10 protein-coding genes and 1 pseudogene are annotated in these 12,328 nt (G+C 69.6%); 6 read left to right on the forward strand and 5 right to left on the reverse strand.

The window, feature by feature from the left end; genetic code table 11:
* Position 1 precedes the first annotated feature (1 nt).
* Together cysT and cysP are read right to left on the reverse strand one after the other, a co-directional pair.
* Positions 2-826: a sulfate ABC transporter permease subunit CysT gene (cysT, locus tag J2X65_RS14380; protein WP_310202144.1), complete on the reverse strand. Its 825-nt coding sequence runs from the start codon at positions 824-826 to the stop codon at positions 2-4.
* A 285-nt stretch (positions 827-1,111) separates the two neighbouring features.
* Positions 1,112-2,131 carry a thiosulfate ABC transporter substrate-binding protein CysP gene (cysP, locus tag J2X65_RS14385; RefSeq protein WP_310202146.1) on the reverse strand — a complete coding sequence of 340 codons (1,020 nt, stop codon included), beginning with the start codon at positions 2,129-2,131 and terminating at the stop codon, positions 1,112-1,114.
* Positions 2,132-2,393: 262 nt separating this feature from the next.
* Between cysP and J2X65_RS14390 the strand changes: the two genes are divergently transcribed.
* From J2X65_RS14390 to J2X65_RS14410, 5 genes and pseudogenes are all read left to right on the forward strand, one after another.
* On the forward strand, positions 2,394-3,137 hold the full coding sequence (locus J2X65_RS14390; RefSeq protein ID WP_310202148.1) for a phosphoribosylanthranilate isomerase: 744 nt from the start codon (positions 2,394-2,396) through the stop codon (positions 3,135-3,137).
* 50 nt (positions 3,138-3,187) lie between these two features.
* Positions 3,188-4,366, forward strand: a complete 1,179-nt coding sequence (gene trpB, locus J2X65_RS14395) for a tryptophan synthase subunit beta (protein WP_310202301.1) — start codon at positions 3,188-3,190, stop codon at positions 4,364-4,366.
* Positions 4,363-5,202, forward strand: a complete 840-nt coding sequence (trpA, locus tag J2X65_RS14400) for a tryptophan synthase subunit alpha (protein WP_310202150.1) — start codon at positions 4,363-4,365, stop codon at positions 5,200-5,202. Before trpB ends, trpA begins: the two co-directional genes overlap by 4 nt.
* Before the next feature lie 102 nt (positions 5,203-5,304).
* A pseudogene (gene accD / locus J2X65_RS14405) lies at positions 5,305-6,335 on the forward strand (acetyl-CoA carboxylase, carboxyltransferase subunit beta).
* The gene (locus tag J2X65_RS14410; RefSeq protein ID WP_310202152.1) at positions 6,257-7,600 is read left to right on the forward strand and encodes a folylpolyglutamate synthase/dihydrofolate synthase family protein; all 1,344 of its coding nucleotides are present in this window, start codon (positions 6,257-6,259) and stop codon (positions 7,598-7,600) included. The pseudogene accD and the gene J2X65_RS14410 overlap by 79 nt, the downstream one beginning before the upstream one ends.
* 176 nt (positions 7,601-7,776) lie before the next feature.
* On the opposite strand, the gene infC is transcribed toward J2X65_RS14410, so the two are convergent.
* Positions 7,777-8,301, reverse strand: coding sequence for a translation initiation factor IF-3 (infC, locus tag J2X65_RS14415; RefSeq protein ID WP_214007819.1), 525 nt, complete (start codon positions 8,299-8,301; stop codon positions 7,777-7,779).
* 303 nt (positions 8,302-8,604) lie between these two features.
* On the opposite strand from infC, the gene J2X65_RS14420 reads away from it, so the two are divergent.
* Complete coding sequence (locus tag J2X65_RS14420) at positions 8,605-9,405, forward strand: alpha/beta hydrolase (RefSeq protein WP_310202156.1); 801 nt, start codon at positions 8,605-8,607, stop codon at positions 9,403-9,405.
* Here J2X65_RS14420 and rsmD read toward each other — a convergent pair.
* On the reverse strand, positions 9,402-9,992 hold the full coding sequence (gene rsmD / locus J2X65_RS14425; protein ID WP_310202303.1) for a 16S rRNA (guanine(966)-N(2))-methyltransferase RsmD: 591 nt from the start codon (positions 9,990-9,992) through the stop codon (positions 9,402-9,404). The two genes, J2X65_RS14420 and rsmD, sit on opposite strands and share 4 nt — an antisense overlap.
* Positions 9,989-12,328, reverse strand: coding sequence for a pseudouridine synthase (locus J2X65_RS14430; protein WP_310202158.1), 2,340 nt, complete (start codon positions 12,326-12,328; stop codon positions 9,989-9,991). Before J2X65_RS14430 ends, rsmD begins: the two co-directional genes overlap by 4 nt.

Genomic DNA, 12,328 nt, shown 5'->3' on the forward strand with positions numbered 1-12,328 from the left:
CTCAGTCTCCCGACGCGCCGATCCGCCGCTGCTGCCAGAGCTGGATCATGTTGACGAGGAACAGCATCACGAAGGCGGTCAGGAGCAGCGTGGTGGCGATGGCGGCGGCGGCGGGGTAGTCATATTCCTCGATGCGGATGAAGGTGAGCAGCGACACCACCTCGGTCTTGCCCGGCAGGTTGCCGGCAATGAAGATGATCGCCCCGAATTCGCCGAGCGAGCGCGCGAAGCTCAGCGACGCCCCGGTGAGGAAGGCCGGGAAGATCGCCGGGAAGATCACTCTGGCGAAGATGCGCGCGTCCGAGGCGCCCAGCGTGGCGGCCGCCTCCTCGACATCGGCCTGCAGATCCTCCAGCACCGGCTGCACGGTGCGCACCACGAAGGGGATGGAGGTGAACGCCATGGCGATGGCGATGCCGAGCGGGGTATAGGCGACCTCGATGCCGAACGCGGCCAGCGGGCCGCCGAACCAGCCATTCTTGACGAACAGGGCCGACAGCGCGAGGCCCGCCACCGCCGTCGGCAGGGCGAAGGGCACGTCGACCAGGGCGTCCAGCAGCCGCTTGCCGGGAAACTCATAGCGCGCCAGCACCCAGGCAAGCGCAAGGCCGTAGACGCAGTTGAAGGCGGTGGCGAGCGCGGCGGTAGTGAACGTGATGCGGAAGGCGTTCGCCGTGCGCGGGCCGGCGAGAATGGCGAGGTAGCGTTCCCAGCCGACGCCGAGCGCCTGCCAGACCAGGGCGCCGAGCGGCAGCAGCACGATCAGGCTGAGATAGGTAAGGGTGATGCCGAGCGACAATCCGAAACCCGGGACGACGCGGTTCAACGGCTCGGCTCCTCAAGCTCGGCAACGGGCACGGCACGGCCAATCGCCGACACCGCTCCGGCCATGCCGCACTTATCCGGCAATGTCCAGTGCGAGGACACTTTTCACGGCGGCGGGACGGGGATCAGAGCTTTCCCCGATATGCGCCATCCCCGAGCAACGTCATGGCCGGACCTGATCCGGCCATCCAAGCCTTTCCACCCCGGCACCGGCCGGAGACGTGGATGCCCGGGACAAGCCCGGGCATGACGGGTCTTCTGCTTCTTCGGAAGAATCAGCAGAAGATCACTTGCCGACGAAGAGCTGGTCCAGCTTGCCGTCGGAGACGAAATGCTCCTTCTGCAGCTCGGCCCAGCCACCGAACACGTCCTCGACCTTGACGAGGCGCACCGGGGCGAACTTCGCCTTGAACTGATCGGCAACCTTGGCATCGACGACGCGGTTATTGGCCTGCGCGGCGATGGTCTGCCCCTCCGGCGAATAGAGCCAGGTGAGGTAATCCGTCGCTTCCTTGCGCGAGCCGCGCTTGTCCACCACCTTGTCGACCACCGCGACCGGGAACTCGGCCAAGAGGCTCACCGGCGGCACCACGACCTGGAAATTCTTGTCCTTGTAGGCGTCCTTCACGCTGATGACCTCGGCCTCGAAGGTGATCAGCACGTCGCCCTGCTCGCGCTCGACGAAGGAGGTGGTGGCGCCGCGCCCGCCGGTGTCGAAGACGACGACGTTGGAGAGCAGCTTCTTGGCGAAGGCATCGGCCTGCACCTTGTCGCCCTTGAACTTCTCCAGCGCGAAGGCATAGGCGGCGATATAGGTGTAGCGCCCGTTGCCGGACGTCTTCGGGTTGGGGAACACCAGCTTGACGTCGTCGCGGACGAGGTCGTCCCAGTTCTTCACATTCTTGGGATTGCCGGCGCGGACCAGGAAGGCCGGGAAGGAGTACCAGGGCGAGGAGGCATTGGGCAGGCGGCCCTGCCAGTCCTTGGCGACGAAACCCTTGTCGACCAGGAACTGGATGTCGGTGATCTGGTTGAAGGTGACGACGTCCGCTTCCAATCCCTCGACGATCGAGCGCGCCTGCTTCGAGGTGCCGGCATGGCTCTGATTGACCTTCACCTCCCTGCCGGTTTCCGCCTTGTAGGCGGGCTCAAACTTGGCGTTGATCGCCTCGAACAGTTCGCGGGCGATATCGTAGGAAGCGTTGAGAATCGCATTGGGCTCGGCGGCGCGGGCGGACGGCACGGCGGCCGACAGCACGAGGGGCGCCAGGGCGGCGGCAAGGACGAGGCGGCGCGACAGGCGCATGGGAGTCTCTCCAGACGGGCAGCTATTTATCATTTACAATTTGTGGAAATTTCAATTCCACAGTCGAAATTGATGTAGCATGGCGGTTGTCGTGGCGGAAGGGTGAATCGGTACCGACCCGCATTCGTCGCCCTGCCATTCGCTTGGCGTCGCCGCGGTGCGCGGAGGGCTGCGGGACGCGCCACCCGATGCCATATGACAAGCAAAACCTCGCCTCGGCCGATGGTTCCGTGCTAGTGGCAGGCCCCGAGGAGAGACGCGCGTGGCCATCGAGATCAAGATCTGCGGGCTGAAGACGCCGGAGACGCTGGACGCGGCGCTTGCCGCCGGCGCCGACATGGTCGGTGCGGTGTTCTTCACGCCGAGCCCGCGCCATCTCGACCTCGCCACCGCCGCCCGCCTCGGCACGCGCGCGCGCGGCAAGGCGCAGATCGTCGCGCTCTCGGTCGATGCCGACGATGCGGCGCTTGCCGACATCATCGCCGCGCTCGCCCCCGACGCGCTGCAGCTGCACGGCCGCGAGACGCCGGAACGCGTCGCCGCCGTCAAGGCCCGCTTCGGCCGGCCGGTCTGGAAGGCGATCGGCATTGCCGGACCGGAGGACCTCGCTAGGCTGCCGGCCTATGCCGCGGTCGCCGACCGGCTGCTGCTCGACGCCAAGGCACCGAAGGGCGCGGCGCTGCCGGGCGGCAATGGCGTGCCGTTCGACTGGAATCTGCTCACCGGCCTTGACCTCGCAAAGCCCTTCATGCTGTCAGGGGGGCTGACGCCTGAAAATGTCGGGCAGGCCGTGGCCATCACCCGCGCGCGGGCGGTCGATGTCTCGTCCGGCGTGGAAAGCGCGCCGGGCGTGAAGGATCCGGCGCGGATCGCCGCCTTTGTGCGCCATGCGCGGCACGCCGCGCACGACGTCGCCCACGCCTTCGAAACCGCCGCCGGCACGCCGGCGGACCACTTGCCGGCCGCGCCGACACGCCCTGCCAACCTAACGAGCTCCACGTCGTGAACGCACCCAACTCCTTCCGCACCGGCCCCGACGAGAACGGGCATTTCGGCATGTTCGGCGGCCGCTTCGTCGCCGAGACCCTGATGCCGCTGATCCTCGACCTGGAAAAGGCCTATCAGGACGCCAAGGCGGATCCCGCCTACAAGGCGGAGATGGATGCCGGGCTGAAGCACTATGTCGGCCGGCCGAGCCCGCTCTATTTCGCCGAGCGGCTGACCAAGCATTTGCGCGCCGGGGCGCCCGATGGCTTGGGCGCCAAGATCTATTTCAAGCGCGAGGAACTGAACCACACGGGTTCGCACAAGGTGAACAACGTGCTCGGGCAGATCCTGCTCGCCCGGCGCATGGGCAAGCCGCGCATCATCGCCGAGACCGGCGCCGGCCAGCACGGCGTCGCCACCGCCACGCTGTGCGCGCGGTACGGGCTGAAATGCGTCGTCTATATGGGCGCGCTCGACGTCGCCCGACAGGCGCCGAACGTGTTCCGCATGAAGATGCTCGGCGCCGAGGTGGTGCCGGTGCAGGCGGGCGCCAAGACGCTCAAGGACGCCATGAACGAGGCGCTGCGCGACTGGGTGACCAATGTGCACGACACTTTCTACTGCATCGGCACCGTGGCCGGCCCGCATCCTTATCCAGCAATGGTCAGAGACTTTCAAAGCGTGATCGGCCACGAGACCCGCGCGCAGATGCTGGAGCAGGAGGGCCGGCTGCCGGACAGCCTGATCGCCTGCATCGGCGGCGGCTCCAACGCCATGGGCCTGTTCCACCCCTTCCTCGACGATCCCGCCGTGAAGATCTGGGGCGTCGAGGCTGCCGGCCACGGCATTCCGACCGGCCAGCATGCCGCCTCGCTGACCGGCGGTCGTCCCGGCGTGCTGCACGGCAACCGCACCTATCTGCTGATGGACGATGACGGCCAGATCGCCGAGGCGCATTCCATCTCCGCCGGGCTCGACTATCCCGGCATCGGGCCGGAGCATTCGTGGCTGCACGATACCGGCCGCGCCACCTATATCTCGGCGACCGACCAGGAGGCGCTGGCCGCCTTCCAGCTGGTGTCGCGCCTCGAGGGCATCATCCCCGCGCTGGAGCCGGCGCATGCGCTGGCCAAGGTGATCGAACTCGCGCCGACGCTGCCGAAGGACCATCTGATGGTGGTCAACCTCTCCGGCCGCGGCGACAAGGACATTCCGCAGGTGGCGGAGATTCTGGGAACCCGCATATGAGCTCGCGCCTCACCCAACGCTTCGAGGCCTGCGCCCGCGAGGGCCGCGCCGCGCTCGTCACCTTCGTCACCGCCGGCGACCCCGATTACGACACCTCGCTGGCGCTGCTGAAGGCGCTGCCGGCGGCGGGGGCCGACGTCATCGAGTTCGGGGTGCCGTTCACCGATCCGATGGCCGACGGCCCGGCGATCCAGGCCGCTGGCCTGCGGGCGCTCAAGAACGGCCAGACGGTCGCCAAGACGCTGGCGATGGTGCGCGCCTTCCGCGAGACCGACTCGACCACGCCGGTGGTGCTGATGGGCTATTACAACCCGGTCTACATCTATGGCGTCGAGCGCTTCCTGGTCGACGCCAAGGCCGCGGGGGTGGACGGGCTCGTCGTCGTCGACCTGCCGCCGGAGGAAGACAACGAGCTGTGCCTGCCGGCGCTCGCCGCCGGGCTCGCCTTCATCCGGCTCGCCACCCCGACCACCGACGACAAGCGCCTGCCGACAGTGCTGAAGAACACCGCCGGCTTCGTCTATTATGTCTCGATCGCCGGCATCACCGGCGCCGCCACCCCGGATGCGGACCGGGTGACGCGGGCGGTCGCCCGCATCAAGGCGCATACGCCGCTGCCGGTGGCGGTCGGATTCGGGGTGAAGACCCCGGCACAGGCCGCCGCCATCGCCGCCGGAGCCGATGGCGTGGTGGTCGGCTCGGCATTGATCGACGCCCTGCGCGGCACGCTCGATACCGAGGAGAAGGCGACATCGGCCACCATCCCGGCCGTGACCCAGCTGGTCTCGGCGCTGGCGACGGCGGTGCGCGACGCGCGACCGGCCGCCGCCGAGTAGCGCGCCCGCCTTTTCCTCGCCTTGCTGCATGATTACTTGCTGCGTGACTAGATGAAGGCCGGCGCCGCAGCGCGCCGCCTCGACCACCCCGGAGCCGCGCCCTTGAACTGGATCTCGAACGTCGTCCGCCCCAAGCTCAACAGCTTCCTGAACCGTCGGGAAGTGCCGGAGAATCTGTGGGTGAAGTGCCCCGAGACCGGGCAGATGGTGTTCCACAAGGATCTGGAAGCCAATCTGCACGTCATCCCCGGTTCCGGCTACCATATGCGCATGGAGCCGACGGCGCGGCTGCGGACGATGTTCGACGGCGGCAAATGGTACGACGTGGCTCTGCCTTCAGTCGTCGCCGATCCGCTGAAGTTCCGCGACGAGAAACGCTACACCGACCGGCTGAAGGACGCCCGCACGAAAACCGGGGCGCAGGACGCGCTGAAGGTCGGCTATGGCAAGCTCGACGGCCTGCCGGTGACGATTGCGGTGCAGGATTTCGGCTTCATGGGCGGCTCGCTCGGCATGGCGGCCGGCGAGGCGATCGTCACCGGGCTGGAGACCGCCGCGGCGCGGCAGACGCCGTTCATCATCTTCGCCTCCTCGGGCGGCGCGCGCATGCAGGAAGGCATCCTCTCGCTGATGCAGATGCCCCGCACCACCTGCGCCGTGCAGGAACTGCGCGAGGCGCGCCTGCCCTATATCGTGGTGCTCACCAACCCGACCACTGGCGGCGTCACCGCTTCCTACGCCATGCTCGGCGACGTGCACATCGCCGAGCCGGGGGCGCTCATCGGCTTCGCCGGCCCGCGCGTCATCGAGCAGACCATCCGCGAGAAGCTGCCCGATGGTTTCCAGCGCTCGGAGTTCCTGCGCCAGCACGGCATGGTGGACATGGTCGTGCATCGCCACGAGATGCGCGCAACTCTCGCCCGGCTGTGCCGGCTGCTGATGCGCGCACCCGCCGCCGAGGTGGCTCCGGCCAGGGCGGAGAAGCTGGACGAAACCCCGGACGCAGCCACCGCATCCGCTGCCCCGGCGACCTCCTGACGCGAGGACGACAGCCGTGCCTGCCCTCCCCATCGCCGGCGGCGCGCCCATCGACGCCATCTTCGAGCGGCTGCTGGCGCTGCATCCCAAGCTGATCGACCTGTCGCTCGACCGCATGGAGCGGCTGATGGCGCGGCTCGGCCATCCCGAACGCCGGCTGCCGCCGCTCATCCATGTCGCCGGCACCAATGGCAAGGGCTCCACCGTCGCCTTCATGCGGGCGATCCTGGAGGCGGGCGGCAAGCGGGTGCATGTCTACACCTCGCCGCATCTGGTGCGCTTCAACGAGCGGATCCGTCTCGCCGGGCATCTGGTCGAGGACGCGCAGCTGGTCGACGCGCTCGACCGCGCCGAGCGGGCCAATGGCGGCGAGCCGATCACCTTCTTCGAGATCACCACCGCTGCCGCCTTCCTGCTGTTCGCGGAGGTTCCCGCCGACGTGCTGCTGCTGGAAGTCGGCCTCGGCGGCCGGCTCGACGCCACCAATGTGGTGGATGCTCCGCTGGTCAGCGTCATCACGCCGGTCTCGATCGACCATGTCGATTTCCTCGGCGAGACCGTCGCCGCCATCGCCGGCGAGAAAGCCGGCATCCTCAAGCGCGGGATTCCGGCGGTGCTCGGCCGGCAGAACGAGGCGGCGCTTCGGGTCATCGAGCGGCAGGCGGCGCGGCTGCACGCGCCGCTCACCATCATGGGCGAGCACTTCCAGGCGCATGACGAGGGTGGCCGGCTCATCGTCGCCGACGAGAACGGCCTGATCGACCTGCCGCGTCCGCGTCTCGTCGGCCCGCACCAGATCGAGAATGCCGGCCTTGCCGTCGAGGCGCTGCGGGTCGCCGGTCTGGCCATGCCGTCGCTGGCGCTGCCTTCCCATGCCTTCGAGGAGGGGGTGCGCGCGGCGGAGTGGCCGGCGCGGCTGCAGCGGCTCGGCCCCGGCCCGCTGACCGCCCGCGCGCCGGAAGGTGTCGATGTCTGGCTCGACGGCGGTCACAATGCCGCCGGCGGACAGGCGCTTGCCGCCGCGCTGGCCGATATCGAGGATCGGGTGCCGCGGCCGCTGGTGCTGATCGTCGGCATGCTCGGCACCAAGGATTCCGGCGCCTTCCTCGCTCCTTTCGCCGGACTGGCACGCGAACTCATCGCGGTGCCGGTACCGGGCGATCACAAGGGTCGTTCGCCGGAGGAGGTCGCCGCCACCGGCGCGGCGCACGGCCTGTCGTCCTCGACGGCGCCCAGCGTCGCGGCAGCGCTCGACGGACTTGCCGCCTTTCCGGTCACCCCGGCGCCGCGGGTGCTGATCGCCGGCTCGCTCTATCTTGCCGGCGCGGTCCTGGCGGAAAACGGCAACCTGCCGGAGTGACCCGGCCCGGCCGTCCCAGCCAGGGGGCCGGCCAGGCGGAGCGGTGAGCCTTCCACCCGCGGCCGGCTCGGTCACCCTCTCCCGGACATGCAAAAGCACCGGCGCCCGCACGGCCCGGTGCTTGCAGTTCACGGGAGAAGGACCCGTTCCGTCGGAAGACGGCCCGGCGTCCGCGCTCAGCGCGGCGCCAGCACCATGATCATCTGCCGGCCTTCCAGCAGCGGCTCCGACTCGACCTTGGCGATCGTGGCGAGCTCTTCCTTGACCTTGTTGAGCAGCTTGTAGCCAAGCTCCTGATGCGCCATCTCGCGACCGCGGAAGCGCAGGGTGACCTTCACCTTGTCGCCTTCGTCGAAGAAACGATGGATGGCCTTCATCTTCACCTCGTAATCATGGGTGTCGATGCCTGGGCGCAGCTTGATTTCCTTGATCTCGACGACGTGCTGCTTCTTGCGCGCCTCGCTGGCCTTCTTCTGGTTCTGGTATTTGAAGCGGCCGTAATCGAGGATCTTGCAGACAGGCGGAACCGAGTTCGGCGCGATCTCGACGAGATCGAGGCCAGCCTCCTGCGCCAGGGCAATGGCATCGCGCGTCGGCACGACGCCACGATTCTGCCCGTCCTGGTCGATGAGCTGGACTTCACGGATGCGGATATCTTCGTTGACGCGCGGGCCTTCCTTCTCGGGCACGGCGGCTCTCATAGGGCGACGAATGGCGGTCTTCTCCTCTGACGTTCCGGGTACATCTCACCGCGCGTCTCGGGACAGGCCGGCCGGCTCGCTCACGCGCGTGTAAAACGGTCGCAGAACATCGGTATAAACCCGCCGGAAGTCAACGGTCTTACCAAGGGTAAGAGGCCCTCAAAGCCGCGAAAATAAGCAATTTCCTCCTCCGCACTGCCTTTTGATGTTGCTTTTCGGCTCTCGGCACGCCTTGAGTGCGCCCCGGGCCGGTCGATTTTCGCCGCGCCGGTGCGAGAACGGGTACGGGCAGCGAGGACGGGAATGGCCGAAGACACGCCGGATGTCATCGAGACAGGCTTCTCCGGGGCGAGCTTCATCGAGGTCGGCCTGCCGGCGCGACGCATCGCCGTGCGGACGACGCCCGGGCGCAGCGAACAGGGCGCCCCCGGCATCCTGTGGTGCGGCGGCTATCTCTCCGACATGCGCGGCACCAAGGCCGAGGCGCTGGCCGAATGGGGTATCGCCCAGGGCCGGCAGGTGGTGCGGTTCGACTATTCCGGCCATGGCGAATCTGCCGGCGCCTTCATCGACGGCACGATTTCCCACTGGGCCGAGGACGCGCTCGCGGTGTTCGACCGCTGCACCAGCGGGCCGCAGATCATCGTCGGCTCCTCCATGGGCGGCTGGATCTCGCTGCTGCTGGCGCGGGCGCTCGCCGCGCGCGGCGACAAACGGCTTGCCGGCCTGGTCCTCATCGCCCCGGCGCCCGATTTCACCGAAGAGCTGATGTGGAAGGCGATGACGCCGCAGGTCCGCGCCGAGCTGCTCGCAAACGGGGTCTGGTACCGCGAAAGCGAGCATGGCCGCAGTCCGATCACCTTGAAGCTGATCGAGGATGGGAGGCGGCACCAGGTGCTGGGCGAGCCGTTCGCGGTGGGCTGCGCGGTGCGCATCCTGCAGGGCATCGCCGACGACGTCGTGCCGTGGCGCCACGCGATGAAGCTGGTCACCTGCCTCGCCGAGGACGACGTGGTGGCGACGCTGATCAAGGACGGCGACCACCGGCTGTCGCGTCCGGAGGACATTGCCCGCATCCTGGCGGCGGTCGAGCAATTGGGTTAGGCCGCGCCGCCGCCCGGCGCACGCAGGAAGATGACTTCCGTCGTATCGTAGCGCCGCCGCTCCAGCTCCTCGAAGCCCTCCGGGGGGGCAAAGGCGGCTTCCACCGCCTCCTCGACGAGGACGAGGGCGCCCGGCGCCAGCCAGCCGCCGTCGCGGACGCCGGCCAGCGCCTGCTCGGCGAGGCCGCGCCCATAGGGCGGGTCGCAGAAGACGAGGTCGAACGCATCGCTGGCGAAGGCGGTACCCAACCGCGTGGCGTCGCGGCGGAAGATGCGGGTGACCCCGCCGAGCCCGAGCGCCTCGACATTGGCACGGATGAGGCCGCGCGGCTCGGCGGCCTCCTCGACGAACACCGCGAGCTTCGCGCCGCGCGACAGCGCCTCCAGGCCCAGCGCGCCGGTGCCGGCGAACAGGTCCAGCACCCGGGCGCCGTCGGCCGCGTCGCCATAGGCATGGGCGAGCACATTGAACAACGCCTCGCGCAGCCGGTCGCTGGTGGGCCGGGTCGCATTGGAGGTCGGCCCCCGCAGGGGCCGGCCGCCGAACCGGCCGCCGACGATGCGCATCGCAGAGTTCCCTTGGCTCAGCTACGCGGCGGACGCGGGCCGCGCGGCTTCGACGGGCCGCCGGAGGGACGCTCCCCGCGCGGCTTGCCAGCACCGGGCCGGCCACCGCTGGGCTTGGCATCGAAGCTCTTGCCGCCGGAGCTCTTGCCGCCGGAGCTCTTGCCGCCGAAGCTTTTGCCGCCGAAGCTTTTGCCGCCGCCCGGCTTGCCGGCGAACTTGCCGGCCGGACGCCCGCCGGGCTTGTCGCCGAAGGAACGTTCGCCGCGCGGCTTGTCCCCCGCGGAGCTCTTGCCGGCGAAGTTCTTTGCCCCGAAGCTCTTGCCTTCCGGCCGGCTGTCGCGACGCTCGGTCCCCTCGCTGGAACGGAACGAACGGCCGCGCCCGGCCTCCTCGGACTTCACCCGGCCGCTATAGGGCCGGTTGCTGCCCTCGCCACGGAAGGAGCGCTCGCGGAACGGCCGCTCGCCCTGCTCGCGACGCGGCGCGCGCGCCGGGCGCTCCTCGCCGTCCCGGTTGCGGAACGGACGCTCGCCCTCCGCACGCTCGGTGCGGGGACGGAACGGGCGCTCGCCTTCCGCACGTTCCCCGCGCGGGCGGAACGGACGCTCGCCGCGCTCGCCCTCCTCGCGGGGCGGCCGAGGACGGGACGGGCGCTCGCCCTCTTCCCGCTTGCGAAAACCATCTTCTGCGGAACGCGCGCGGAAGGGACGTGCGGCGGCCGCCTCCTCACGCGGCGTGCGCGGACGGAAGGCGCGCTCGGTGCGCTCGCCCTCCTCGCGGCGTGGGCGCTGCGGGCGCTCGCCGCCATCGTCCTCGCGGCGCGGCCGGTCGCCGCGGGCGCGGAACGGCTGGCCGCCGTCTTCACGGCGCGGACCGCGAGCCGGACGCTCGTCGCCGTCCCGGCGATGGGCCGGGCGATCGCCATCCTCGCGCGGGCGGAACGGACGGCCGCCCTCCGGACGCGCGCTGCGCGAACGGAAGGTGCGCTCGCCGGCGTCTTCCTCGCGGCGCGGACGCTCGGTGCGGGCACGGAACGGCCCGTCGCCCTCGTCGCGGCGCGGGCCGCGAGCCGGACGCTCGTCGCCGTCCCGGCGATGGGCCGGACGGTCGCCATCCTCGCGCGGGCGGAACGGACGGTCGCCCTCCGGACGCGCGCTGCGCGAACGGAAGGTGCGCTCGCCGCCCTCCCCCTCACGGCGCGGACCGCGGGCCGTGCGCTCGCCGTCCTCGCGCGGGCGGAACGGGCGTTCGCCCTCGGTACGACGGCCGCGCAACGGCGCGCGCTCGGGCTCCGGCTCCGGCGCATTGCTCTTCACGCGCTGCACCAGCACTTTGCGACCCTTGCGATCGGCGACGATCCCGGCCTTCACCGTGCGCTCGGGCGTCTCCTCAGTATCGATCGGCTTGCGGCGGTGACGATCCTCGGCGCCCTCCGCCTTGGCATAGCGCGCCGCCTTGCCGGAGCGTGCCGGCGCGCGGGGCGCCTCCTCGTCCGAGCCGTCATAGACGAAGACCGGACCTTCGAAATCGGCACCGGCGGCAGCGGCCAACTCGGAACCGAGCTGGTCGGCGAGCACGCGGGTGCGCACCTCCTCGATCGCGCCCTGGGCGATCTCGCCGAGCTGGAACGGGCCGTAGGACAGACGGATCAGCCGGTTGACGTCGAGGCCGAGCGAGCCGAGCACGTTGCGCACTTCGCGGTTCTTGCCTTCGCGCAGGGCGAGGGTCAGCCAGGAATTGGCTCCCTGCACGCGGTCGAGCACGGCTTCGATGGGGCCGTAATGCACGCCATCGACGGTGATGCCGTTGATCAGGGCGTCGAGCTTGTCCTGGGTGATCTCGCCCTTGGCGCGCACGCGATAGCGGCGCAGCCAGCCGGTTTCCGGCAGCTCCAGCACCCGCGACAGGCCGCCATCATTGGTGAGCAGGATCAGTCCCTCGGTGTTGAGATCGAGCCGGCCGACCGAGACGAGCCGGGGCAGGTCGGCGGGCAGGATCTCGAACAGGGTCGGGCGTCCCTCGGGGTCGAAATTGGTCGTCACCACGCCCTTGGGCTTGTGGTAGAGGAACAGCCGCGTGCGTTCCTTCGCCGGCAATGGGCGGCCGTCGACGGTGATGGCGTCCTGAGGCGTCACGGTGCGGGCGGGGGTGTCCAGCACCTCGCCATTGACCGTCACCCGGCCTTCCGCGATCCAGTCCTCGATCTCGCGGCGCGAGCCGAGGCCGGCGCGGGCGATGACCTTGGCGACGCGCTCGGCCTCCCGCGGCTCGGCGGGGGCGAGGTTGCGCGGCGCACGCGGCACGCGGTTCTGTTCCTTGCGGGGCGCGGAGGGGTTGCGCGGAGGCGGTTTGGGCAT

Origin of the sequence: Ancylobacter sp. 3268, assembly GCF_031456575.1 — a bacterium.
GTDB lineage: Bacteria > Pseudomonadota > Alphaproteobacteria > Rhizobiales > Xanthobacteraceae > Ancylobacter.